Here is a 24,771-nt window from a genome sequence, read left to right on the forward strand (position 1 = left end):
TTCCACCGTGCTCGAACTCAAGGACATCGTCGTCGCCCATGGCGACGCAGCACCCGTGCTCGACGGCTGCTCCCTCACGCTGGAACCCGGCGAACGGCTGCTGATCTGCGGCAGCGCCGGCGCCGGCAAGTCCACCCTCGCCTCCGTCGCCTCCGGCATCGTGCCGCGGCTGGTCACGCCGACCGTCTTTTCCGGCATCCACCGCGTCGGCGGCGAGGATGCCGGACGGCTGGATCGCGGCTCCCTGTTCGGCGCGGTCGGTTCCGTCGGCCAGAGCGTCGAGGACCAGTTGTGGGATCTCGGCGTGGAAGACCTGATCGCCTTCCCGCTGGAAAACAGTGGTCTGGCAAAGCCCGCAATCCGGGAGCGGGTCGACGCGCTGATCCACGACTTCGGGTTGAACGCCCTGCGCGGACGGCGGGTGCTGACGCTGTCCGGCGGAGAGCGGCGCATGGTTGCGTTGGCGGCCGCCCAGGCGGACCGGCCGCGCTATCTGGTGCTGGACGAACCGACGACCGGGCTCGACCCTGCCGCCACCGCGCGGCTGATTTCGCTGCTGGAGCGCGCCTCCGTCGACAGGATGGGCATCCTCGTCACGGAAGAGAACGCCGTACCGTTCGGTCGACTGGCCGATGCCGTGCAGTTGCTGCAGAATGGCAGGCTGACCGCACGTCGTCCGATGGCCGAATGCCTGGCCGACGACGCCGCGTGGGCCGATTGCGGGCTCATTGCGCCGGCAAGCCGGCCCCGGAAGCTGGAAGCGGTGACCCCGGGTGCCGACAGGCTTGCGGTGGAGCACATCCGTACCCGGCTGCAGCGCGGCGACGGCAGGCCGGTCCTCGGCGATGCCGGCTTCCGGCTGCAGGCAGGAGAGATCGTTGGCCTGATCGGGCGCAACGGCGCCGGCAAGACGACATTGTTCCAGGCACTCCTTGGTCTTGCGCCGATTGCCGCGGGACGCGTCGTCATCGAAGGTGCGGACGCCGAAAGCTGGACCGCCGCCCGCCGCGCACGGTCCATCGCCTATCTGCCGCAGACCATGCGGCGTGTGCTTTTCAACATGACGGTGCGCGAGGAGTTGCTGTTTGCCGTCACAGCCGGCGGCGCGGTGGACGACGAGGCCCGCCAGCGAGCCGCGCATGCGCTGGCGACATATGGCCTGGCCGCCCATGCGGAAACAAACCCGTTTGCCCTTTCGGCACGGCAACAGGCACTGCTGGGCCTTGCCTGCGCCGATGCTGCGGCGGCCCCCGTCGCCATACTGGACGAGCCCCTCTTCGGCCGCGACGTCCATGGCCGGCGGATGCTCGACACCTTCCTGCAGGCGCAGAGGCGGCGTGGCGGCGCGGTGCTTGTGATCTCTCACGATCTCGACATGGTCGACGACGTTGCGGAGCGGCTTCTGATACTCGACGGCGGCGCCATCACGCATGACGGCCCAACCGATACGGCATGGACCAGCGCCGCCTTCGCGGCCCTCGGCTGGCCGGCGCCCCGCAACGCCACCCGCGGAGAAGCCGCATGACGCGCATTCACGACATCAATTTCTTCGCCAAGCTGGGGCTTGCCTTCGCGCTGATGGTGGTGGCCTGGGCCGTGCCCGGCTGGTGGTGGGGCGTGCCCATCGCGGCCGTCACCATACTGGTCCTTGCGGCAACCGGTGTCCCGGGCCTGTCGGCCTATCTCAAGGGTGCAGGCCTTCTGGTCCTGCTGGTCATGGCAAGCTGGATCGTCAACCTTGCGATACAGGGCATGCCGTGGCCGGACACGATACCGGTGGCTGCCGGCATGGCCGCGCGGCTCGTCACGACCACCGCCGCCTTCTACTTCGTGATGGAGACATCCAGTCCCGGCTCCATCCTGGCCGCATGCAGCGCCGCGCGCCTGCCACCGGTGGTGACGCTGGTGCTGTCGCTGACCTTCGGCATCATCCCGATGCTGCGTGAGGATTTCCAGCGCATTGCCGATGCGCAGCGCGCCCGGGGCATGGAGATAGACGACGTGCCCTTCTTCAGGCGGCTGCGCTATTCGCTTGCGCGCGGGGTTCCGCTCCTGGTGCAGGCCGTGCGCATGGCGCACGCCATCTCGCTGTCGCTCGCCATCAACGGCTTCGACATGCGGCGCAAGCGCACCACATGGCGCAATGTCGGCCTGCTGGTGGAGCCGACCCTGCCACCGAGGAGAGGCACCGTATGACGCATTCCCCCATGACCGGCCAGCACTGGACTGTCGATGTCGCCGGCCTTGCCGTCGAACTTCCCATCGTGGCCATCAAACCGGACTTCGCCATTTCGCTGATGATGGTCATCGATCTCGGCGTCCGCTTCGGCGCCCATGCGGGCGCCGCGCTGGCACAGAAGGTCGCGCCGCTGCGGCCGGACATCATCGTCGGGCCGGCCACCCTAGGCATCCCCGTGGCCATCGAGACGACGCGGGCGCTGGGGCTGGACCGGTACGTCGTGCTGCAAAAATCGCCCAAGATCCATCTCGGCGACGCGCTGGTGCAGACGATCTCCTCTATTACCTCGACCCGCGAGCAGCAATTGCTGCTGGACCGCCAGGCCGTGCCGCTGATCGCCGGCAAGCGCGTCGTCGTGGTGGACGATGTGGTGGCGTCCGGCTCCAGCCTGAAGGGCGCGGCCGACCTCGTCAGGCGGGCCGGCGGCATCGTCGTTGGCCTTGGCGTGATCCTGACCGAGGCGCGAGACTGGCTCCAAACCCTTGGCGAGGATGCGGCGCTGGTTCACAGTCTGGCGCATATCCCACAGTTCAGGAACGAGGGCGGAACCTGGGTTCCAATGCCGGAAACGTTTCTTCACAATCCGGATTAGCGGCGTCCGCCAACCTCATCGATATGCACAAGAAGATCGGCTGGATCGTCATAGACGCGGATGGCTCCCGCCTCTTGCAGCTCTTCCCGCCCGTAGCCACCGCTGAGAAGCCCGATGCCGAGGGCCCGGGCGCGCGTTGCAGCCAGCATGTCCCAGATGGCGTCGCCCACCACCATGCAGTTCCCGATCGGAAATCCGAGCCTGTCGGCGGCGGCCAGGAACAGGTCCGGGTCGGGTTTGGCGTAACGCACCTGATCGCGCGTCACGACAACGGAGCGATCCGGGTCGACGCCGAGCGCCTCCAGGTTGACACGTGCGGTTTCCATGCGGCCGCTGGTGGCGATGGCCCATGGTATGCCGGCCTCGCCAAGCCATTTCAGCAGTGCGCGGGCGCCGGGTAGCGGCTGGACGCTCGCCCTTTGCGCCCGGTACGCTTCCGCGTGGAGATGGCGCAGCCGCTCCATCCGCTCAGGGGTCAGGTCCTGGCCGGTTTCCCGCAGGAGCTGGTTTGTGAACAGGCCCCCGCTCATGCCGATGCGCCGGTGGATGCGCCAGACGGACAGGGCGATACCCTCTTCATCCAGCGCATGCTTCCACGCCAGCACATGCTGATAGACGCTGTCGACGAGCGTCCCGTCGAGATCGAACAGGAAGGCGGTTTCCATGCGCATGTCGCAGCCTCTCGCTTTACCTGGCACCGGTAGGGCGGAAACTGGCGCAAACATGTCGGTTGACGAGGGGCGTCAGGCGTCGGCGAAGACGTCCACCTGCGCGCCCGGGCGCGTACAGGCGATGGATGCAGCATGCGCTGCCGCAGAAACCGCCTCTGCAAGGCCCATGCCTTCGTTGACGCGCGCGGCGAGCGTTCCGGTGAACAGGTCCCCGGCGCCCGTCGTGTCCACGACGACGACCTTGGGCGCATCGAAATGTCGTTTCGCCCCGTCGGGCGCATAGAGGTCGACGCCGGCAGCCCCCAGAGTGACGACAAGCTGGACGCCGAACCGCCGGGCAAGCTCGGCCAGCCCATCGGCCCCGCCGGCCAACCGTCCGGCAACCTCGGCCTCGTGCTCGTTGACGACGAAGATATCGGTGCGGTCCAGCATGGCGGCCAGGACCGCCGGGTCGGCATTTTCGTCCGCCGGGGCGAAATTGAAGACGACCGTCGCGTCGTCCGGCAGCCGCCGCGCGAAAGCCAGTGTTTCGACCAGCGGTACTTCCATCTGGAAAATGGCCGTCGAGGCCGACAGGACGAGCGCCTCGGGCACCGCGTCGGCGGAAATCGTCAAATTGGCGCCGCTGGCGACGGTTATCGCGTTTTCCGCCGTATCGTCGACGGAAATGAAGGCGACGCCGGTCCGCTCGCTCGTCCGCTGCAGGGCGGAGACGTCCACCCCGGCACTGGCGAAATTGGCGGCGCAGTCATTGCCGAAGGAGTCCCGCCCGATGGCGCCGGCCATGGCCACGGAGCCGCCTGCGGCCCGGGCGGCGCGGGCTGCGGCGACCGCCTGGTTTGCGCCCTTGCCACCGAAATAGATGTCATAGGAGGCGGAAAGAACGGTCTCGCCCGGCCGCGCGATGCGCGTGACGCGCGACACCAGATCGACGTTCACGGAACCGAAAATGATGATGCTACCCATGATATCGCCTGTCCGATTGATACCAGAACCGCCGGGCGCATGGCGCCCGGCGGACTCGATAACAGAGGGTCGTCCGGTAGGACAGTCTCAGTTGAGCATTTCGGCCGGCAATGGCGAGCCGTGGTACTTCTGGTAGATGTCGTTCAGCTTGCCGTTCTTCAGGTTCTCGGCAATCCAGGCGTCCAGCTTTTCCTTGAGCTGCGTTTCGCCCTTGCGCACGCCCATGGCGAGATCGAAGACCTGGATGGTGAACTTGGGCTCGAATGCCAGTTGCGGATTGCGTTCTCCGATCTGGTTGATGAGCGTCTCGGACGTCGCCACGGCCGCGGCCTGGCCACTGACGGCCGCGGTCACCATGGTCGCGTCGTCGTCATACCGCGTGATCGTATAACCGCGCTCTCCAGCCAGAGGGGTCAGCGCGGTATCCTGCGTGGTGCCCCGCGTTACGGTGACGGCCTTGCCGCGCAAGTCTTCCCAATCGGAGATTTCCGCGGCCTTGGGCGCACCGACGACCGAGTTGAGAGCGGCGTAGGGTAATGTGAAGTCGATCACCTCGGCGCGCTGCGGCGTCACCGACAGGGTGGAGATGATCAAATCGGCCTTGCCGGTCTGCAGGTTGGGAATGCGCGTCGCACCGGTGGTCGGTACGAATTCAAGCTCAAGGCCCCAATCGCTGGCAAGAAGCTGGGCTGTCTCGACATCCGAGCCGATCGGCTTCAACTCGGCGTCCAGCATGCCGGACGGCGGAATGGCGAGGTCCGTCGATACGCGGATCTTGCCGGCGGCGATGATGTCGTCATACGCATCGGCCAGGGCGGCGTTGGCGCTGCACAGCACGACACCGGCCACAAGCGCCATTTTCAGTATGTTCATGTCAGTCTCCTCCCGTTGCAGGCGGCGATGCCGCCCGTTCTTTCAAAGCTCGTTGGATACGAAATCCGCCAGTTCCGGCGTGCGCGGCGCGCTCAGTATGGAAGCCTCGCCTTCCTCGTGGACGCGGCCCTGATGCATGAAGACGATCTTGTCGGCGATCCGCCGCGCAAAGTTCATCTCATGCGTCACCATGATCATCGTCATGCCGCCATCGGCCAGCTTCTCGATGACGCGCAGAACCTCGCCCGTCAGCTTCGGGTCGAGCGCCGAAGTGACTTCGTCGAACAGCATGACCTTTGGCTCCATCGCCAGCGACCGCGCGATGGCCGCACGCTGCTGCTGTCCGCCCGACAGTTGCTCGGGATAGAAATCGGCCTTGTCCGACAGGCCCACCTGCGCCAGCACCCGCCCCGCGATCTCCCGCGCCTGCGCCCGGGGCAGCCCTTTGACCGAAACCGGAGCCAGCATGATGTTCTCGACGATGGTCAGATGGGGGAACAGGTTGTAGCTCTGGAAGACGATGCCGACATCCAGCCGCAGCGCGCGCTTGTCGAGCTTCGGGTCTTCCAGCCGGTGCCCGCACACCTCGATCCGCCCGGAGTTGATCGTTTCGAGAAGGTCGATGCAGCGCAGAGCCGTGCTCTTGCCCGAGCCGCTGGCGCCGATCAGCGCCATGACCTGGCCCTTCTCCACGCGGAAGGATACGCCGTGCAGCACCTGCACCGCTCCGAAGCTTTTCTTGACGTCATCCAGTATGACGATGGACATGAAACGACCTCCCCTGAACCCGGTGCGTGCCGCGGCGTCAGGCCGGCGTCAGCTCGAGCCGGGCGCGGCGGGCCGCACCGCGACGCTCGAGGCGGCGGCTGAAGACGGAGACGGGAAAGCACAGGCAGAAATACAGTGCCGCGACGATCATGTAGATGACGAACGGCTCGAAGATGGAATTGTTGATAAGCTGCCCGGCGCGGGTGATCTCGACGAAGCCGACCACCGACGCCAGCGACGTGTTCTTGATGATCTGCACCGAAAACCCCACGGTCGGCGGCGTGGCTATCCGCACCGCCTGCGGCAGGATGACTTTCAGCATCCGCTGGGTGCGGCTCATCGCCAGGCATTCGGCCGCCTCCCACTGCGCCTGCGGTACGGACTGGATGCATCCGCGCCAGATTTCGCCGAGATAGGCGCTGACATAGATCGTCATCGACAGGCTCGCGGCCATCAGCGGAGAGATGGAGAATCCGAGCTGCGGCAGGCCGAAGAAGATAAGGAACAGGATGACGAGCAGCGGCGTACCCTGCACGATCTGCACATACAGCGTGGTGAGGGCGCGTACGGCGCGCAGCGGCGCGATGCGCCCCAGCGCCACCAGGAAGCCGCCGGCGCCGCCGCCGGCAAAGGCGATCAGCGATAGCGCCAGGGTCCAGGCGGCGCCTTCCAGGAGGAAGCGGATATGGCCGGGGTTGAGTGCGGTTTCCATTGCCGGTCGCCCCTACAGGTTGGTGCCGAGGCGGCGGCGGCGCGGAAACAGCGCCAGGCCGGCAAGGTGGAACACCAGCCGCATCCCCAGCGACAGCGCGACATAGATGATCGCGATGACGATATAGGTTTCGAAGGGCCGATACGTTTCGGACTGGATGTAGTTGGCCGCCGCCGTCAGCTCCTCGGTCGAGATCTGCGAGGTGACGGAAGACGCCAGCATCAACAGGATGAACTGGCTGGTGAGCGAGGGATAGACGCGCTCCATCGCCGGGCGCAGGGCCACATGCCAGTACTGCTGGAGTCGGTTCAGGCCAAGTGTCTCAGCCGCCTCCCACTGCCCCTTCTGGATCGAATCGAACCCGGCCCGCATGATCTCCGCCGTGTAGGCGGCGACGTTGATGGTCAGCGCGATGATCGCCACCGTGACGGCCGAGAACGAAAAGCCGAGGCTCGACAGGCCGAAATAGACGATGAATATCTGGACCAGGAAAGGCGTATTACGGATCATTTCCACGTAGAAGCCCGCCAGCGCCGACAGCCAGCGGATGCTGGACCGCCGCGCAACGGCGCACAGCGTGCCGATCAGGAACCCGGTGAGCGTCGTGACGCTGGCCAGTTGCACCGTCAGCCATGCGCCGTCCGCCAGCATTTGCCAGCGAGCAAGGATGGACGTGAAATCGAGCGTCATGCGGCCCTGCCCGACGGCTGCCGCAGCTCCAGGCCCGCAAGGCGATCATAGACGCGGAACAGGGCCTGGTTGCCGTTGGAGCCTTCGCCATGCGCCTGCGCTTCCATGTACTGCGCCGCCACCAGCGCCGTCGCCGGCAAGGGCACCGGCCCCTGGCGCGCCGCATCCAGCACGAGGCGCAGATCCTTCATCATCAGGTCGATCCGGAATCCGGCGGACGTATCGCCCTCGATCATCGCCGCGCCGAGATTGTCCAGCATCCACGAATTGGCCGAACCGCCCTTCAGCACCTCCCGCATCTGCGCAAGGTCGATGCCGAAGCTGCGCCCGAGGGAAAGCGCCTCGCAGATCGCCTGGATGTTCAGCGCGCAGACAAGCTGGTTGCACAGCTTGACCGCCTGGCCCGCTCCGGGGCCGCCGACATGATTGATGGTCGTTCCCATGGCTTGCAAATAGGGTAGCGCCGCCTCGTACGCCTTCGCGCTGCCGCCTGCCATGATGGACAGTCGTGCATCGCGCGCGCCGCCCGGTCCGCCGGAAACGGGTGCATCGACCATGTCGATGCTGGCAGCCAGGAGCGCCTCGCCCATGCGACGCGTCGCCTCGGGCGCGATGGTGCTCATGTCGACGAACAGCCGGCCTTTCGGAGGTACCGCCAGGAGGCCGTCCGGACCATGCACCAGCATCTCCACCTGCGGCGTATCCGGCAGCATGGAAACGACGATATCTGCCCCGGCCACCGCGCCGGATATGCTGGCCGACGCCGTGACGCCGTGTTCGGCAAGGGCGGCGGCGGCACCCGGGACGATGTCGTATGCGATGACATCGTGGCCCGCCTGTGCCAGATTGCGGGCCATCTCCCGCCCCATGACACCGATGCCGACAAAGGCGACCCGGCCTGTTTTCGATCTGCTGTCCGTCATCGTCTGGTTCCTCCCCGATGATGCGCCTGCCGTCAGTTCGCCTCTTCCAGGCGGGCGAGCTTTTCGACGCGGCGGACGAAATCGGGATCGCTGGTCACGAATTCGGCTGAAAGGAAGGACTCGATCAGATCCCTGGCGAGCCAGGGGCCGACGATCTGAGCGCCGAGGCACATCACGTTGACGTCGTCATGCTCGACCGATTGATGCGCCGAATGGACGTCGTGGCAGACGGCGGCGCGGATACCGCGGATCTTGTTTGCCGCGATCACGGCGCCGACGCCGGTGCCGCAGACCAGAATGCCGCGTGCCCCCGCCTCATTGCGGACCTTGTCGCAGACCGCGCGGGCGATATCGGGAAAGTCGACCGGATCGGGGTCGAAGCTGCCGACATCGACGAGGTCGTGGCCGGCTTGCCGCAGTGGCTCGAGCAGGTCCTGCTTCAGGCTGTAGCCGGCGTGATCGCTGCCGATGATGATGCGCATCAGTCTTTCCTCGAGTCGGGTTGAGTTGGCCCGCCAGGCACCGGCCGGTGGCGCAGCGCGTTGACGGTCGCCTTGCGGCGGAATTCCGCGCCGATTTCGAAATGGCGGGTCAGAAGGTCGTCGGCGGCCGCGGCGTCGCGCGCGGAGATCGCCTCGTAGATCAGTCGATGATGATCGATGAGGAACTCCTCGATACCCTCGACGGCGATGATCTGTTCGCGGCGGTCGAGGTGGGACTTCATCATCAGGCTGGAGATCGAGGCGTAGATGCTGGTCAGCGTCGGCGAACCGGCGGCCCGCACGATGGCTTCGTGGAACTGGAAGTCCGCGACGCCGCCTGCCTCCGCGCTATGGATCGTATCGACGATGCGGCGCAGGCAAGAGGCAAGACGGTCCATGTCGGCGGGCCCGGCGCGGCGGCACGCCAGCCGGATCGCGTGATGCTCGATGGCCACGCGCGCTTCCATGATGTCGTCGATCGCGTCGGCCTGCTGTGCCAGGACGAAGGTGAAGAACTCCCCGAGCGTCGACACGTCCGGCTTCTTCACGATCGTACCCACCCCATGGCGTATCTCCAGTGCACCGATCATCGCCAGAGCCCGCAGGGCCTCGCGAAGCACCGGGCGGCCGACGCCCAGTTGCGCGGCCAGCTCGCGCTCCGGCAGCAGGCAATCGCCCGTCTTCAGTGCGCCGGACAGGAGCTCTTCGCGCAGGAACGCGACGACCCGGTCGTAGCCGCTTTTATGTTCAACCGCTTCGCGTCGGATCGACATCAGGTGGACGTCCATTGATCTTGCCGTGGTAAGACCAATTAACTCACGTGGTATTACCACGTCAATGCAGGCAGCATGCTGCACTGCGGCAGGACGGCTGTAATGGTGGGGGAACTAGGCTTAGGCCGTAGACCCATAAGCGCGGGGCCCACAGCCGAATCGAGGCAAGTTTGGCCATCGCGAGAAAGGGTTCGGCCAGCTTGTCGTAGCGGGTAGCGATCCCGCGGAAGTGTTTCGGCCTGGAGAAGAAGCGCTCGATGAGGTTCCGCTCGCGATAGAGCCACGTGCTGAAGTAAGGTTTCGAGCGTCGACCGGACCTGGGCTGGATTTCGGCGAACGCCCCCTTCTCACGATGAGCCAAACGGATGCGATCGGCATCGTAGGCCTAGTCCGCCAGCACGATGGTTCCAGCGGCAACGTGAGCGAGCAAGTCGTCGGCAGCTTGCCCATCATGGCTTTGCCCTGCGGCTAAGCTCAGCCGGATCGGGAGCCCTTGTGCATCGACGACCGCGTGGATTTTGGTTGTAAGCCCACCTCCGGAACGACCGAGACAATGATCTCGGCCCCCTTCCTGCCGTCGCAGCCTGCTGGTGCGCCCGGATGGACGTGCTGTCGATCATCCGTATGTCGCCATCGTGAGCGGCGGTCATCGCATCCACCATCCGATCCCATTCACCTGCTTTTCGCCATCGCACGAAGCGGTTGTAGCAGGTGGTGCGCGGGCCATAGCGTTCGGGAAGGTCACGCCACGGAGCACCGGAGCGCAGCACCCGGAAGATGCCATTCAGCACACGACGGTCATCGACATGCGGGACGCCTCTTGGCGTGTTGGGCAGCGCGGCCCGATCACACGCATTCGAAGTCGGCCAGGCCATAAGGGCTTATGGCAACGCTGAATCAGGTCCCCTCGGGCGTGGAATCCCGATGCGTTGACGCGGTAGAGAAGGATCGCGCAAATTGGGACGATGCAGTTGTTTCATTTCAGCGATCGGCGCGACATCGAGGTATTCGTGCCGAGGCCAGTTGCCGTCCCTCCCCGACGGCCAGCAGGCATGGACTGGCTCAATGGCCCGCTAGTTTGGGCCATCGATGATTGGCATCAGCCGTTGTACCTATTTCCCCGTGATTGTCCGCGCATCTTACTTTGGCCGACAAATGCCACCACGCCTGAAGATCGCCGCGCACACTGGACCACATCATGCCGCATGATTGCCTATATCGAATGGCGCTGGTTTACCCGGCTCGCAGGCGGTGTTCTTTACCGTTATACGTTACCGAGTGAGGGCTTCGAAAGCCTGAACGACGCGGGAATGTGGGTCTGCCGCTCCGCTGCGAGGCCAGCGGAGGTTCAGGAAATTACCAATATTGGTACTGCGCTCGCCGAAGCGGACGTCGAATTGCGCGTCGTGCCTACATTGGAGCCTCTCAAGAGCCTCTGGAATACGTCACATCATGTGAGCGGTATCCGGCTCCGTAACGCGGGCGCCATCCATCTCCCGTAAATCGGGCCGATCCGTTAACGAGTTTACAGCCTAGTTGCCCGCGCTCAACTTGCGATGATATTCGCGCTTGGCCTCATACATGGCGTTGTCGGCACGGCGCGCGGTTGCTTCCAGGCTTTCGCCGTCCCGGCTCGTGGCCAGCCCCGCCGACAGGCTCAATCGGGACGATGCCGTGGAATAGAACTGGTTGTTCAGGTCGCACAATCCGTCCAGATCCTTCAGGATCTTGCCGGCATGCACCTCGTCCAGCCCCGGCAGGGTAAGGGCGAATTCGTCGCCGCCGATGCGTGCCGCATGGCCCGGCGCTTCGACCAGCTTGCCCAGCACCTCGCCTGCCCGCCGCAGGAGATCGTCTCCGGCGGCATGGCCCAGCGAATCATTGACCTCTTTCAGGTTGTTGAGATCGATGATGATGATCGATATCGGCTCGGTGCCGTTGCGCTGCAGGCGGTTCAACTCGTCGATGTAGAAGGAGCGGTTGAACAGCTTGGTCAGGGCGTCGTGTTTCCCGAGGAACTCCAGATAGGCTTCGGCGGCCTTGCGCGCCGTGATGTCCGTCAGCGCCACCTGCACCAGGGACCAGTCGTCCTCTGCACCCGGCAGGACGGAAAACTGCAGCATCAGATGCAGTTCGCGGCCATCCAGTGCGTAATTGACCACCTCTCGCGTCTGGAACAAGTGGCCGTTCCAGAGGTCGATCAACTGCTCGCGGAAGGGCTGCACCATCTTGTCGCGGAAGATCCGCCCCAGGCTGTGCAGCAGCACGCGCTTGTCCGGCGCACCGAACAACTTGATCGTCGTATGGTTGATGTCGATGACGCGGATTTCGCTCATGCATCGGTTGACGAATTCAGGGTGCACATCGGTGAACACCCTGAAGTCCTGGATACCGCGAAAGCGAAGCTCGTCCAGCAACTTCTTGATCTCGGAAAAATCCTCGACCCAGAGCGACACCGGCGAATGCTCGAACAGGCCGCGTGCGAATTGTTCGCTGGCGGCCTGCGCGGCGCGCGCGCCTTCCCGCTCGGTCATGTCCTCGGTCACGACCAGAACGAGGCTCCAATCATGCTCGTGACCCGGCATGATCTTGCCGGACAGCTGGATGTCCAGCCTGTCGCCGGCAGCCGTGTAATTGACGGTATGGCTGAAGAACGTACGCTCGCCCTGCCACAGGGCAACCAGCTCCTGGGCGTGTGTCTTCATCATGTCGGCGCTGAATATGACGGAGAGGTTCTCCTCCAACTCGGCAAGGTCTGCGACCTTGTACAGTTGCAACACGCGCTCATTGACCTTCAGGACGCGTATGAGCGCGGAGCAGCGCCGCACGCGCTCCGGATCCTCGGCAAGATACGCAGCCAGATCGGACACACCGGCGTGCCGCCACTCGGCGAAGAGCGCTTTGACGCCGCTGTAATCCTCCAGCCACATGGGCGATGGCGACAAATCGAAGAAATCAGGATCGCGATCGATCTCGTTGTTCGAAGTGGACACCTGGCCCGGGGAGGTCTGCATTCCGATTACACCCGTCGATACGCGCTTGCCCCCTTCGAATAATTCAAGGTTGCGGTCTTTGACAGTCGTAATTTCATTGCTACCGCTATTCACGATCTTGATGGTGCTGTCGTGCATGCTGCGGGCCTCTCCCTGATGGAGGACGCACTTCCGCCCGAAAAGCAAAAGAAAGCGCCCGACCTCCTACCAGAAACTTCATGATATATGATAGCCTGTATCCTGTACTTATCATTTTTATATTTTTTATGTTTTTTAGAAATCATTTCTAGAATGTCGGGGGCGTACAGGCGCTGACCACTCGACAGGGGTTCGGGCCGACGCATCGGAAGCGGTGCGGCCGGCGGCTTTCGAAATAATAGGCGTCGCCGGGGCCAAGGATCCGCCTTTCCCCGTCCACCGTCACCTCCAGGCGGCCGCAAAGCACGATCCCACCCTCCTCGCCGTCGTGCACAAGCGGCACCTTCCCGGTATCGGAGCCGGGCTGATAGCATTCCTCCAGGATCTGGAGACTGCGGCCGAAGAGGTTGTCGCCAACCTGACGATAGGAAATCCCGCCCTTGCCGATCTCCTTGAGTTCATCCGCGCGGTAGAAGGCGCGGGCCGGCTGCTCCGGCTCGAAGGCGAAGAATTCGGCAAGGCCGATGGGGATGCCGTCGAGGATGCGTTTCAACGCGCCGACGGAAGGGTTCGTGCCATTGGATTCGATCAGCGATATGGTCGAATTCGTGACCCCGGCCTTCGATGCCAGTTGCCGCTGCGAGAGCTTATGCTTGAGCCGCAGGCTGCGCAGCCGTCCACCGATATCCACCGTCAAGCCGTTCACTCCGTTCGATATATCGAACATTTGCCTGATGGGCCCGCATAAAACAACAGCTTGGCGGCACCCAGAAAAGGACTTGTTGCGAAAGCGGTTCAAGGCTCCAATGGATGCTCACGCCCCCGGAGCCGATCCATGAACGTTCACGACCGCCCCAACGCCCCCCTCCTCGATAGCTACTGGATGCCGTTCACCGCCAATCGGCAGTTCAAGGCAGCGCCCCGCATGCTGACGGCGGCCGACGGCATGTACTATACCAGCGATGACGGGCGCCGGGTGCTGGACGGCACGGCCGGGCTTTGGTGCGTCAATGCCGGCCATGGCCGGCGCGGCATCGCGGCGGCTGTGGAACGGCAGCTTTCGACGCTCGATTTCGCCCCGTCGTTCCAGATGGGCCACCCCATCGCCTTCGAATTCGCGGAACGGCTTGCCGCCATCGCGCCGGGTCCGGACGGAAGCCGCCTCGACCGGGTGTTCTTTACCGGCTCCGGATCGGAATCGGTCGATACGGCGCTCAAGATCGCGATCGCCTACCAGAGGGCCATCGGCCAAGGCACCCGCACGCGCGTCATCGGGCGCGAACGCGGCTACCACGGCGTGGGCTTCGGCGGCATATCGGTGGGCGGCCTCGTCAACAACCGCCGTGTCTTCCCGCTTCTGCCCGGCGTCGACCACCTGCGGCATACGCACGATCTGGCCCTCAATGCCTTCGTCAGGGGCCAGCCCCGGCACGGGGCGGAACTGGCCGACGATCTGGAAAGGCTGGTTGCGCTGCACGGCGCGGAAACCATCGCTGCCTGCATCGTCGAGCCGGTTGCCGGCTCCACCGGCGTCCTCATTCCGCCGCAGGGCTACCTTCAGCGGCTGCGCGACATCTGCACCCGGCACGGCATCCTCCTGATCTTCGACGAAGTCATCACCGGGTTCGGCCGCCTCGGAGCGCCCTTTGCAACGGACTGGTTCGGCGTCGTGCCGGACATCGTCACCACGGCGAAGGGCCTGACCAACGGCACGATCCCCATGGGCGCCGTCTTCAGCAGCCGTGCAGTCCACGATGCCCTGATGCAGGGCCCGGAAGCGCAGATCGAGCTTTTCCACGGCTATACCTATTCCGGGCACCCGGTCGCCTGTGCCGCAGGCATCGCCACGCTGGACATCTATGCCGACGAGGGCCTCCTGACCCGCGCGTCGGAGCTGAGCGACCACTTCGCCGATGCCATGCACGCCCTGAAGGGCACGCAGAATGTCATGGATATTCGCACGATCGGGCTGGTGGCGGGCATCGAGCTGGCGTCGCTCGAGGGTGCGCCGGGCAAACGGGCCTACGACGTCTTCGTGGACTGCTTCGAAAAGGGGCTTTTGATCCGCGTCACCGGCGACATTATCGCGCTGTCGCCGCCGCTGATCGTCTCCGAAGACGAAATCTCCACGATGGCCGACATGGTGGGGGACGCCATCCGCCGCATCGGATGAGGATTGCACCCGCCGTCATTATTCAATAAGCCCCCGAGATAATTTCCCAGGGGCGCATTATGCAGGCGTTTTACCTTTCACGCGGCTTTGCCCTGCAAGGTCTCGTCATTGCCATCGCGATCCTGATGGCGACGCTCTTCCTGGTGGCTGGGCTGGGTGTCCACGATGCGGCCATCGAGGGCGGCCCGCTGGAGCGCGGGCAGGAAGTGGCGCTTGCGGCGGCGGCCCTGTTCTTCGGCATTTCGGCCGTCTACCAGCGCGGCGCCGGCCGCATGGCGGCCGTCGGCGCCAGCGTGCTGGCGGTGGTCTTCTTTCTGCGTGAGCTGGAACTGACCGGCCACGGCCCGATCGCCTCGATGTTCAATGCCCCACATTTCCGCATCTACGAGGCGGTGGCCATCTGTGCGGTCGCGTTGCCCTATATCGCCCTTCGCTGGCGTCTGATCGGCGAGCATATCGCCTATCTGAAAGAGCTGCGCGGATGGCCGTTCGTCTGCGTGGCGGTACTGCTCATAATCGGCGAAGCCTTTGACGGTCACGCCACCCTTGCGGGAATCGACTATCTGCCGATGTTGATCGAGGAGACCGTCGAAATCTTCGCCTACATCCTGTTTGCAGCCATCGGCCTGCATGTCCTGCGCAATGCCGTCGCGCTGCATCGCCACACCGAAATAGGCTCCGAAAGCCATCACAAGGCGCTATAAGAATCATCCGCACTAACGGGAGGTTGATTCATGGCGATGCAGAAGGCCCTTGTCCTCGAAGAGCAGCACAGGCTGGCGATACGCGACATCGACCTTCCCCTGGCGGTCGGGCCGAACGATGTGCGCATTCGTCTGCACACGGTGGGCATCTGCGGCTCCGACGTCCATTACTATACGCATGGCCGCATCGGCGGCTTCGTCGTCGAGGCGCCGATGGTTCTGGGGCATGAAGCTGCAGGAACGGTGGTGGAGATCGGCCCGGATGTGCGCCACCTCGCCGTCGGCGACCGCGTTTGCATGGAACCGGGCGTACCCGACCCGAACTCGCGCGCCGCGCGCCTCGGAATGTACAATGTCGATCCGGCTGTCACCTTCTGGGCGACGCCGCCGGTCCACGGGGTCCTGACGACCGAAGTCGTCCATCCAGCCAATTTCACCTTCCGGCTGCCGGACAATGTCAGCTTCGCGGAGGGAGCCATGGTTGAGCCCTTCGCGGTCGGGCTGCAGGCCGCGCAAAAGGCGAAGATCGCTCCCGGGGACGTCGGTGTCGTCATCGGCGCAGGCCCCATCGGCATCATGGTGGCGCTGGCCGCACTGGCCGGGGGCTGCGCCAGCGTGATCGTGGCCGACCTGATGGCCGAGAAGCTGGAGATCGCCGGGCGCTATCCGGGCATCGTCCCCGTCGATATCCGCGACGCCGACCTGAAAGCGGCCGTCGACGAAGCGACCGGCAATTGGGGCGCGGACGTCGTCTTCGAGGCGAGCGGCTCGCCGAAGGCGTGGGAAGGTCTTCTGGCCCTGCCAAGGCCCGGCGGCGCGGTGGTGGTGGTAGGGCTTCCCGTGCACCCGACGGCGATGGACTGGGCAACCGCTTCCACCAAGGAGCTGCGATTCGAGACGGTTTTCCGCTACGCGCACCAGTATCCGCGGGCGATCCAGATGATGGCGTCGGGCAAGGTGGACCTGAAGCCGTTGATATCCGCCACCCTGCCCTTCGACAGGTCGGTCGAGGCGTTCGAGCGCGCCGCCGAGGGCCGGCCGACCGATGTGAAGCTGCAGATCGCGATGCCACAGGACGGATAGAGGTCGTCGCGCCGCGGCATATTGCTTGCCGCGCAACGCTCCGTTGCGTAAACCGCCGCTACCGGACGCGCGACACGCCGCTAGGCTGCGTAAAAACTTGTCGGTTGCGGCAAGTGTCCACGGTTTGTGCAACGCAGCACGGGAGACTTCATGAGCCGCGTCCTTTCGAGGGATGCGATGGCATTGCACCTTACGGTGCTGGTCATCGTAATCATCGCCGACCTGATCGGCGTTATCCGGGTGCCGATCGGCATCGCCACCATCATTCTCCTGCCCATCCTGTACGCCTTCGCCATCGGCATTGCGCTCAACCCCACGATCTGCAAGCCGATGTCGCGCGTTCTGACGCCCCGCTCCACGAAGATCGCCGGTGGCATGATCGCCATTGCGATCATGCCCTTCATTGCCCGTTTCGGCACGACGGTCGGCCCTGAGATCGAGGCCATCATCGAGGCGGGCCCGGCCCTGGTGCTTCAGGAACTCGGCAATCTCGGCACCATCGTCGTGGCATTCCCGGTCGCCGTCTTCCTGCTGCGCATGGGCCGCGAGGCGATCGGCGCGAGTTATTCCATCGACCGCGAGCCGAACCTGGCGCTGATTGCAGAAAAATACGGCCTGAACAGCCCTGAGGGCGCCGGGGCCATGGGCGTCTACGCGACCGGCACGCTCATCGGCACATTCGTCTTCGCCATCATGCCGCCGCTGATCCACGCGCTGGGCGTCTTCGATATCCGCGCGCTGGCCATGTCCTGCGGCGTCGGCTCCGGGTCCATGCTGGCGGCCTGCACCGGCGGCCTCGTGGCGGTGGCGCCCGACCAGGAGCAGCTCATCCTGGCGCTCGCCGCCGCCAGCAACATCCTGACCTATGCGACGGGGCTTTATGTCGGCCTGTTCGTCGCGCTTCCGCTGACGGAGTGGCTGTACCGCAAGTCGCGCCCGCACGAATTCGCAACCGCAGCCTGAGGACACAGTCATGAGCAACGCAAGAGACAACAGCGTGCCCGACCTCAGGGACGTGATCGTGGAGGAAGACGAGCGCGCGCTGCCCCTCGCCGAGAAGATGGCGATGCTGGTCGTGGCGGGCATCATCGGCCTCGCCGCCAACTGGGCCGCCACGGGCACCACGGCCATCGAGGCGCTGCCCGGCATGCTGATCCTTCTCGCGGCATCCGCCCTGGGCCTCGTCATCGCCCAGGTGGTGCCGCTGAAGCTGCCTGCCGTGGCGTGGGTTTCGCTGATCGCCATCCTGATCACCATTCCCGGCCTGCCCGGCTCGGCCACGGTGCTGGACGCCGTCAGCCGGCTCAACTTCCTGGCATTGGCGACGCCGGCGCTGGCCTATGGCGGCCTCGCGCTGACGCAGACCGAGTTCCGCATTGCGCGCACATCGGGCTGGAAGATCGTCATCGTCGCCATCTGCGTGATGTTCGGCACCTATATCGGCTCGGTGCTCGTCGCAGACCTGACATTGCGGCTTTTCGGCTGACATCCGACTTGAAGGGGGGCGCTTCCATGTCCGCAATCCTGTCCGGCGATACGATCGCGGAAGCCGTCAACTGGCGCCGCGCCCTGCATCGCCGCCCCGAACTGGCATTCCGCGAAACCGAGACCGCCGACTTCATCGCAACCCGCCTCGAAAGCTTCGGCCTTGCCGTACGACGCGGCTATGGAACCACGGGGCTGGTGGCCACCCTGTCGCGCGGCACGTCCGGCCGCGTCATCGGCCTGCGTGCCGACATGGACGCCCTGCCGATCGTGGAGGCCAGCGGTGTTGCCCATGCCTCGCTTGTTCCGGGCGTCATGCATGCCTGCGGGCACGACGGCCATGTGACGATGCTGCTCGCCGCCGCGCGCGAGATCGCCGCCTTGCCCGATCTCGACGGCACGGTGCATTTCATCTTCCAGCCTGCGGAAGAGGTCGAGGGCGGCGCCCGGGAGATGATCGCCGACGGGCTGTTCCGCGACTTTCCGGTGGACGCGGTCTACGGCATACACAACTGGCCGGGCCTGAAGCCGGGTACGGTGGTGGCGCGCGACGGGGCGATGATGGCCGCTTTCGCGACATTCGAGATTTCCGTTACGGGCCGTGGTTCGCACGGCGCGATGCCGCATGAGGGCGCCGATCCGATCCTGGCTGCAAGCCAGATCGTGACCGCGCTGCAATCCATCGCGGCGCGCAACGTCTCGCCGCTGGAGGCGGCGGTCGTTTCCGCCACCCAGATCCATGGGGGCGACGCCTATAACGTCATTCCCGAATCCGTGGTGATCCGGGGCACGACGCGCTGGTTTGCGCCGGCCGTTGGCGACATGATCGAGGCGCGCCTCGGGGCGGTCGCCTCCATGGTGGCGCAGGCATTGGGCGCCCGCGCGACGGTCGACTACAAGCGCCTCTACCCGGCCACGATCAACACGCCGGCCGCGGCCGGCGAAATCCGCGCCATCGCCGGCGGCACAACCGGCCTGACGGTCGAGGACAGCGCCCCCAGCATGGCTGCGGAGGATTTCGCCTTCATGCTCGAGGAGCGGCCCGGAGCCTATATCTGGCTGGGCGCTGCCCGGGATGGCGACAATCCCGGCCTGCACTCGCCGCGCTTCGATTTCAACGACGCCATCATCGGAGACGGCATCCGCCTGTGGCGCGACATCGCCGCCGCACGCCTTGCCAGGGCGTGATATGACAGGTCCATGGATTTCATCGACGCCAAGGCCCTGCGCCACTTCCTGACCGTCGTGCGCCACGGTTCGTTCCGTGCCGCCGCCGAGCAGCTCAACGTGGCGCCTTCGGCCGTCAGCCGGCAGATCGCCGACCTCGAATACGAGATCGGCCTGCCCCTTTTCGAGCGTACGGCGCGCGGCGCCACGCTGACGCCGGCCGGGTCCCTGTTGCTGGAGCATGGACGCCGCCTGACCGAGGAAGGCGGCCTGCTTGCGGAAGAACTCGACCGGCTGAAAGGCGGTGAGCAGCGCCGTGTGGCCATCGTATGCGGCGAAGGCTTCGTCGGCGACCTGATCGACAACGGCCTGGCTTCCTTCTTCACCGTCTATCCGCACGTCCGCCACGCGCTGCAACTGGCCGGCACCGACGCCATCGTGGACACCATCGCCAATGGCGAGGCGGATATCGGCCTTGTGTACAACCCACCGGCCGAGACGCGGATCCGCTCCATCGCCATCAAGCGGCAACCGCTTTGCATGGTCACACGGACAGACGATGCCCTGCTGAACGCGGGCCGGTCCGACCTCGCCTCCGGCCTGCACCGGCCGCTGGCGCTGCTGACGGAAGGGCACGGCACCCGGCAACTCGTGGCACGGATGGCGGCGGATGCGGGACTTGCCATCGCCCCGGTGCTGGAAACCCAGTCGATAGACGCGCTGCGCCGCTTCGCCATGGCGGGCGGCGTAACCTTCCTGCCCCATTTCGCCGTGGCGAACGAGATCGCCGCAGGTCTGCTGGGCGCATCGGAGCTCGACGATCCGCTGGCGCTGCAAGCCAGTGCGCACCTGATCGTCCGGGCGCATCGCCGCCTGCCCGCCTCGGTGGACAACCTTGCCAGCCACCTGTCGCAGAACATGGCCGCGTTCCGGCTCTGAGACCGGTTTATCGCGGCTGCCGCCGAAGAGCCCCGCCTTACCTTCCGGTGCGTCCAGCGCAACGCTCCGTTCCGGGGTTGATGCCTATCGCCTGGCGGCTGCCCGTCTCACCCTGCATCCTGAAATTGCTGCATCAAGGGGATGATCCATGGACAGGAAAACGCGCGTCGGCGTCGTCGGCCTCGGGGCGATGGGGTTCGGAATGGCGGCCACGCTGGCCAAGGCCGGCTTCGTGGTGACGGGCTACGATCTGGACGCGGGCAAGGCCAAGGCGGCGGCAGAGGCAGGGTTCGGCTTCGTTTCCGAGCCGGGCGAGCTGTTCGCCACCAGTGAGCGGATCGTCTTTTCCCTCCCCACCGCCCAGGACGTAGCGGCGATGCTGGAAGCGCACGCCACCGTCGTCGGCACGCAGGCGGGGGGCCGGGTGATCCTGATCGACACGTCCACGTCCGAGCCGGACGTCAGCCGCGCCCTGGCACGGCGCCTGGCGGATGCGGGACACGGCTTTCTCGACGCGCCGGTCAGCGGCGGCCCTGCCGGCGCGGCATCCGGCAAGCTGACCATGATGATCGGCGGCGACGAGGCGGACCTGGCAGAGGCCCGCACCGTGGTCGAGGCGCTGGCGGCCAAGATCCTGCATGTCGGCCCGAGCGGCGCCGGCAACGTCGCCAAGCTGGTCAACAACCTGCTGGTCGCGGCGCATATGCTGACGACGCAGGAGGCGTTGAAGCTGGCGGTCGGCGCCGGGGTCGACGCCGAGTCGGTCCTGCGTGTTCTGAACGCTGCCACCGGCCGCAGCGCCATCAGCGAAATCCACTTCCCCAACTGGGTCATGTCCGGCCGCTTCGACAGCGGCTTCTCGATGGGGCTGATGCGCAAGGATGTGCGCCTGGCCGGCGCCATGGCCGACGAGTTCGGCGTCGATCTGCCGCTCTGCGGCCATGTGCGCGACATCTGGGCGGCAAGCACCGAGCGCCTCGCGGACGGGCAGGACTTCACACGGATGGGCGACTACGCAGACGATGACGAAAGGGCCAGGAACAATGGATAATCCGCACACCGCACCGGACCAGACCGACCGCATAGAAGAACTCGTCGCCGGCCTGATCCCCGGCGGACGCATCGGCAGCCTGGTCGACGGCGCGATCGAGGACGGCACGGGCGAAACGCTCCATCTGACCGATCCCGCCAACGGCCGGGTCTTCGCCAGTTTCCGCGATGCCGGGCAACCGTTGGTTGATGCGGCGATGGAGGCCGCCAAGCGCGCCCAGAAGCAGTGGTCTGCCCTCACCGGCTCGGCCCGTGGCCGCATCCTGTACGAGACGGGACGTCTCGTCCGCGCCAATGCCGATGCCATCGCCGAACTGGAATGCCGTTCCGCCGGTCGGCCGATCCGGGACATGCGCGGCGAAGCCGTCCGTGTCGCCGAGATGTTCGAGTATTATGCCGGCTGGTGCGACAAGCTGCATGGCGAAGTCATCCCCGTGCCCGGCAGCCACCTCAATTACACGCGGCGCGAGCCCATCGGCGTCGTTACCCAGATCACGCCCTGGAATGCACCGTTGTTCACCGGCGGATGGCAGATCGCGCCGGCGTTGGCGGCCGGCAATGGCGTCGTTATCAAGCCGTCCGAACTGACGCCGCTGTCCACCATCGTTCTCGGGCTCCTGTGCGAGATGGCCGGCGCCCCGCGCGGCCTGGTCAACGTCCTGGCCGGTGCCGGCGCAACCACAGGCGCAGCTGCCGTGGCGCACGACGCGACAGGGCTGGTCGTCTTCGTCGGCTCGGCGGCGGGCGGTGTCGCGGTCGCAACGGCAGCGGCCCGCAAGACGGTGCCGTGCATCCTCGAACTGGGTGGAAAGTCCGGGAATATCGTATTTCCCGATGCCGACATCGACCGGGCGATCCTCGGCGCGCAATCGGCCATCTTCGGGGGTGCCGGGCAAAGCTGCGTCGCCGGCTCGCGCCTGCTGGTGCATCGCTCCATCCACTCGGCGTTCGTCGAGCGGTATGCCAAGGCGGCGGAGAAAATCCCCTTCGGGCATCCGGCGTCCGCCGACACCCAGATCGGCCCGATCAACAATGGCCGTCAGTTCGACAAGATCGGCGAGATGGTCGCACGGGGCGTCGCCGATGGGGCAAGGCTCGCAACCGGCGGGCCTGCGGGCGGCGCACTGGCGCAAACCGGCGGCTATTTCTTCGCGCCCACGATCCTGGACGATGTTAAGCCGGACATGGAGATCGCCCGTGAGGAGGTGTTCGGACCGGTCGTAGCCGTCATCCCCTTCGATACCGAGGAAGAAGCCGTCGCGCTGGCCAACGCAACGCCCTACGGGCTGGCCGGAGCGGTCTGGACGGGCGATGTCGGGCGCGCGCATCGCGTCGCGGCGGCCGTGCGGGCCGGCACCTTCTGGATCAACGGCTACAAGACCATCAACGTCATGTCGCCCTTCGGCGGCTTCGGTCGCAGCGGCTATGGCCGCTCCAGCGGGCTGGAGGCCCTGCACGCCTACACGCAGGTCAAAAGCGTGTGGGTGGAGACGGCCGCAAACCCGCCCGTCGCCTTCGGCTATACGGGCTGACGGGCTATCTCCGGCGGGCACCCCTTGCCCGTCGTCGGTGCTCAGCCTTCGATCATGTCGCGGATGCGTATGGAAAGCGCCGCGATATCGAACGGCTTGGTGATGATCTGCATCCCCGGCGGCAGGCGATCGGTATCCCCCTGCACCGCGGTTTCGGCGTAGCCTGTGACGAACAGCACCTTCAACCCGGGTCTGAGGGCCCGGGCCTCATCGGCCAGTTGCCGCCCGTTCATGCCGCCGGGCAGGCCGATATCCGTGACCAGAAGATCGATGGTCGCATCGGACGACAGGATTTCCAGCGCCTCCGCACCGTCGCCGGCTTCCAGGCCGGAAAACCCGACCTCGGTAACGGCATCCACCAGCAGCATGCGCACCAGCGTCTCGTCGTCGACGACGAGGACCGTGCGCCCCGCTCCCGAAACGGGCGCGACTCCGCCTTGCGCGGCGGGGGCCTCGACGGCGGGCGCATCGCTGCTGCGCGGCAGATGCAGGCAGACGGTTGTCCCGCTGCCCGGATCGGATGTTATGCGCACCTGCCCACCCGACTGGCGCGCAAAGCCGTAGATCATCGACAGGCCGAGGCCGGTGCCGACGCCGATCGGTTTGGTGGTGAAAAACGGCTCGAATGCCTTGGCGATCACCTCCGGCGTCATGCCCATGCCGGTATCGGTAACGCACATCGTCACATAGTCGCCCACCGGCAGGGACAGCTCCCGCGCCGTCGCCTCGTCGACGCTCTGGTTGCGCGTTTCAATGGTGATCTGCCCGCCATCGGGCATTGCGTCCCGCGCGTTGATACACAGGTTCAACAAGGCGTTCTCAAGCTGGTTGGCGTCCACCAGCGTAGGCCAGAGGGCTGCTTCCGGGCGCGCCTCCAGGCCGATCGCCGGACCGACGGTCCGTTGGATCAGATCCTGCATTTCGCCGACAAGCCGGTTCACGTCCGTCGGCTGGGGGTCCAGCGTCTGGCGGCGGGAAAAGGCCAGCAGGCGATGCGTAAGCGCCGCGGCGCGCCGGGCTGCAGACTGGGCGCCCGTCATGTAGCGGTCGATGTCGTCGGTCCGGCCCTGCCGTATCCGCGCCTGCATCATCTCGAGGGATCCGGAGATCGCTGTCAGCAGATTGTTGAAATCATGCGCGATGCCGCCGGTCAGTTGCCCCACCGCCTCCATCTTCTGCGACTGGCGCAGCGCCTCCTCCGTGGTGACGAGATGGGCGGTCTGCTCCGCGACGCGCTGCTCGAGCGTCTCGGCCAGATCCCGCGCCATTTCCTCGCTGGCCTGGAGGGCGGCCTCTGCCTGCTTCCGGCCGGTGATATCGCGGAATAAAACGGAAACCTGCCTGAGGCTCGCTGGCTCCACGCGCGAGGCCGAAACCTCGATATGGCGCCCAACCTCCGCGAAGCGGCGCTCGAAGCGAATGGGCTGTCCGGTCCGCAGCACGGCGCCATACAGGGCCACCCACTCGGCACCCTCGTTCGGGGCCACGTCGTAAACCGACTTTCCCACGATGTCGGAAATACCGGTATGGCGTCCATAGCCGGAATTGGCCTCGACATGGATATAATCGCTGAGCGGCCCGCGCGGCCCGTCGACGAACTCGATGATGCAGAAACCATCGTCGATGGCTTCGAACAGGGCGCGGTATCGCGCCTGGGCCTGTGCCAGCGCATCGACCGGCGCAAGCCCGGTGTCTGCCTCGATTGCCCCGTCACGGGGCTGGAAGTGTATCTCGCTCACGCGGTCGCCCTGTGTCGCGCCATGGATCGGCAAGGAACTACTTGCATGAACTGCGATCAACCGAAAGGTTTCGTTGCCC

General features: G+C 65.6%; 25 protein-coding genes and 1 pseudogene. 13 read left to right on the forward strand and 13 right to left on the reverse strand.

Annotated features, from left to right (window positions below; all coding sequences use genetic code 11):
• Positions 1-7: 7 nt before the first annotated feature.
• From IGS74_RS12770 to IGS74_RS12780, 3 genes are read left to right on the forward strand one after another with little or no spacing between them, the layout of a single operon-like run.
• On the forward strand, positions 8-1,525 hold the full coding sequence (locus tag IGS74_RS12770) for an ABC transporter ATP-binding protein (RefSeq protein ID WP_192386596.1): 1,518 nt from the start codon (positions 8-10) through the stop codon (positions 1,523-1,525).
• Complete coding sequence (locus IGS74_RS12775; RefSeq protein ID WP_192386598.1) at positions 1,522-2,196, forward strand: energy-coupling factor transporter transmembrane component T; 675 nt, start codon at positions 1,522-1,524, stop codon at positions 2,194-2,196. Before IGS74_RS12770 ends, IGS74_RS12775 begins: the two co-directional genes overlap by 4 nt.
• Positions 2,193-2,831, forward strand: a complete 639-nt coding sequence (locus IGS74_RS12780; RefSeq protein WP_192386600.1) for a phosphoribosyltransferase family protein — start codon at positions 2,193-2,195, stop codon at positions 2,829-2,831. The genes IGS74_RS12775 and IGS74_RS12780 overlap by 4 nt, the downstream gene beginning before the upstream one ends.
• Here IGS74_RS12780 and IGS74_RS12785 read toward each other — a convergent pair.
• The 10 genes and pseudogenes from IGS74_RS12785 to IGS74_RS12830 all read right to left on the reverse strand — a co-directional run bounded on the left by IGS74_RS12785 (position 2,828) and on the right by IGS74_RS12830 (position 10,564).
• Positions 2,828-3,502 (reverse strand): HAD family hydrolase, encoded by a 675-nt coding sequence (locus IGS74_RS12785; RefSeq protein WP_192386602.1) that lies wholly within the window; start codon positions 3,500-3,502, stop codon positions 2,828-2,830. The two genes, IGS74_RS12780 and IGS74_RS12785, sit on opposite strands and share 4 nt — an antisense overlap.
• A gap of 72 nt (positions 3,503-3,574) precedes the next feature.
• Positions 3,575-4,468: a PfkB family carbohydrate kinase gene (locus IGS74_RS12790; protein WP_192386604.1), complete on the reverse strand. Its 894-nt coding sequence runs from the start codon at positions 4,466-4,468 to the stop codon at positions 3,575-3,577.
• 87 nt (positions 4,469-4,555) lie between these two features.
• The gene (locus IGS74_RS12795; protein WP_192386606.1) at positions 4,556-5,341 is read right to left on the reverse strand and encodes a transporter substrate-binding domain-containing protein; all 786 of its coding nucleotides are present in this window, start codon (positions 5,339-5,341) and stop codon (positions 4,556-4,558) included.
• A 42-nt stretch (positions 5,342-5,383) separates the two neighbouring features.
• Positions 5,384-6,109, reverse strand: a complete 726-nt coding sequence (locus IGS74_RS12800) for an amino acid ABC transporter ATP-binding protein (protein ID WP_192386608.1) — start codon at positions 6,107-6,109, stop codon at positions 5,384-5,386.
• 37 nt (positions 6,110-6,146) lie between these two features.
• On the reverse strand, positions 6,147-6,821 hold the full coding sequence (locus IGS74_RS12805; protein WP_192386610.1) for an amino acid ABC transporter permease: 675 nt from the start codon (positions 6,819-6,821) through the stop codon (positions 6,147-6,149).
• A 12-nt stretch (positions 6,822-6,833) separates the two neighbouring features.
• Positions 6,834-7,511 (reverse strand): amino acid ABC transporter permease, encoded by a 678-nt coding sequence (locus IGS74_RS12810; RefSeq protein ID WP_039193853.1) that lies wholly within the window; start codon positions 7,509-7,511, stop codon positions 6,834-6,836.
• The gene (locus tag IGS74_RS12815; RefSeq protein ID WP_192386612.1) at positions 7,508-8,434 is read right to left on the reverse strand and encodes an NAD(P)-dependent oxidoreductase; all 927 of its coding nucleotides are present in this window, start codon (positions 8,432-8,434) and stop codon (positions 7,508-7,510) included. The genes IGS74_RS12810 and IGS74_RS12815 overlap by 4 nt, the downstream gene beginning before the upstream one ends.
• A 32-nt stretch (positions 8,435-8,466) precedes the next feature.
• On the reverse strand, positions 8,467-8,916 hold the full coding sequence (rpiB, locus tag IGS74_RS12820) for a ribose 5-phosphate isomerase B (protein ID WP_039193846.1): 450 nt from the start codon (positions 8,914-8,916) through the stop codon (positions 8,467-8,469).
• A complete protein-coding gene (locus IGS74_RS12825; protein ID WP_192386614.1) occupies positions 8,916-9,689 on the reverse strand; it encodes a FadR/GntR family transcriptional regulator in 774 nt (257 codons plus the stop codon). Before IGS74_RS12825 ends, rpiB begins: the two co-directional genes overlap by 1 nt.
• 120 nt (positions 9,690-9,809) lie before the next feature.
• Positions 9,810-10,564 (reverse strand): annotated as a pseudogene (locus IGS74_RS12830) (IS5 family transposase).
• 90 nt (positions 10,565-10,654) lie between these two features.
• Here IGS74_RS12830 and IGS74_RS12835 point away from each other — a divergent pair.
• Positions 10,655-11,191, forward strand: coding sequence for a DUF6886 family protein (locus IGS74_RS12835; RefSeq protein ID WP_192386616.1), 537 nt, complete (start codon positions 10,655-10,657; stop codon positions 11,189-11,191).
• A 30-nt stretch (positions 11,192-11,221) separates the two neighbouring features.
• On the opposite strand, the gene IGS74_RS12840 is transcribed toward IGS74_RS12835, so the two are convergent.
• Both IGS74_RS12840 and IGS74_RS12845 read right to left on the reverse strand, forming a co-directional pair.
• Positions 11,222-12,703, reverse strand: a complete 1,482-nt coding sequence (locus IGS74_RS12840; protein WP_192386618.1) for a sensor domain-containing diguanylate cyclase — start codon at positions 12,701-12,703, stop codon at positions 11,222-11,224.
• 265 nt (positions 12,704-12,968) lie between these two features.
• Complete coding sequence (locus tag IGS74_RS12845; RefSeq protein ID WP_192386620.1) at positions 12,969-13,517, reverse strand: cupin domain-containing protein; 549 nt, start codon at positions 13,515-13,517, stop codon at positions 12,969-12,971.
• Between the two features lie 138 nt (positions 13,518-13,655).
• On the opposite strand from IGS74_RS12845, the gene IGS74_RS12850 reads away from it, so the two are divergent.
• From IGS74_RS12850 to IGS74_RS12890, 9 genes are all read left to right on the forward strand, one after another.
• On the forward strand, positions 13,656-14,993 hold the full coding sequence (locus IGS74_RS12850) for an aspartate aminotransferase family protein (protein ID WP_192386622.1): 1,338 nt from the start codon (positions 13,656-13,658) through the stop codon (positions 14,991-14,993).
• A 59-nt stretch (positions 14,994-15,052) separates the two neighbouring features.
• Positions 15,053-15,697 carry a hypothetical protein gene (locus IGS74_RS12855; RefSeq protein WP_192386624.1) on the forward strand — a complete coding sequence of 215 codons (645 nt, stop codon included), beginning with the start codon at positions 15,053-15,055 and terminating at the stop codon, positions 15,695-15,697.
• Between the two features lie 30 nt (positions 15,698-15,727).
• Positions 15,728-16,780, forward strand: a complete 1,053-nt coding sequence (locus tag IGS74_RS12860) for an NAD(P)-dependent alcohol dehydrogenase (RefSeq protein ID WP_039193833.1) — start codon at positions 15,728-15,730, stop codon at positions 16,778-16,780.
• A gap of 150 nt (positions 16,781-16,930) precedes the next feature.
• A complete protein-coding gene (locus IGS74_RS12865) occupies positions 16,931-17,743 on the forward strand; it encodes a DUF3100 domain-containing protein (protein ID WP_039193830.1) in 813 nt (270 codons plus the stop codon).
• 10 nt (positions 17,744-17,753) lie between these two features.
• Positions 17,754-18,266 carry a hypothetical protein gene (locus IGS74_RS12870; protein ID WP_192386626.1) on the forward strand — a complete coding sequence of 171 codons (513 nt, stop codon included), beginning with the start codon at positions 17,754-17,756 and terminating at the stop codon, positions 18,264-18,266.
• Positions 18,267-18,292: 26 nt separating this feature from the next.
• Positions 18,293-19,453, forward strand: a complete 1,161-nt coding sequence (locus IGS74_RS12875; protein ID WP_192386628.1) for a M20 aminoacylase family protein — start codon at positions 18,293-18,295, stop codon at positions 19,451-19,453.
• A 12-nt stretch (positions 19,454-19,465) separates the two neighbouring features.
• The gene (locus tag IGS74_RS12880) at positions 19,466-20,371 is read left to right on the forward strand and encodes a LysR family transcriptional regulator (protein WP_192386630.1); all 906 of its coding nucleotides are present in this window, start codon (positions 19,466-19,468) and stop codon (positions 20,369-20,371) included.
• A 148-nt stretch (positions 20,372-20,519) separates the two neighbouring features.
• The gene (locus tag IGS74_RS12885; protein ID WP_192386632.1) at positions 20,520-21,422 is read left to right on the forward strand and encodes an NAD(P)-dependent oxidoreductase; all 903 of its coding nucleotides are present in this window, start codon (positions 20,520-20,522) and stop codon (positions 21,420-21,422) included.
• Positions 21,415-22,953 (forward strand): aldehyde dehydrogenase family protein, encoded by a 1,539-nt coding sequence (locus tag IGS74_RS12890; protein ID WP_039193816.1) that lies wholly within the window; start codon positions 21,415-21,417, stop codon positions 22,951-22,953. The genes IGS74_RS12885 and IGS74_RS12890 overlap by 8 nt, the downstream gene beginning before the upstream one ends.
• Positions 22,954-22,994: 41 nt before the next feature.
• Here IGS74_RS12890 and IGS74_RS12895 read toward each other — a convergent pair whose 3' ends face one another.
• Positions 22,995-24,692, reverse strand: coding sequence for an ATP-binding protein (locus IGS74_RS12895; RefSeq protein WP_246722549.1), 1,698 nt, complete (start codon positions 24,690-24,692; stop codon positions 22,995-22,997).
• Positions 24,693-24,771: the final 79 nt, after the last annotated feature.

The organism is Aureimonas sp. OT7 (assembly GCF_014844055.1).
GTDB lineage: Bacteria > Pseudomonadota > Alphaproteobacteria > Rhizobiales > Rhizobiaceae > Aureimonas > Aureimonas altamirensis_A.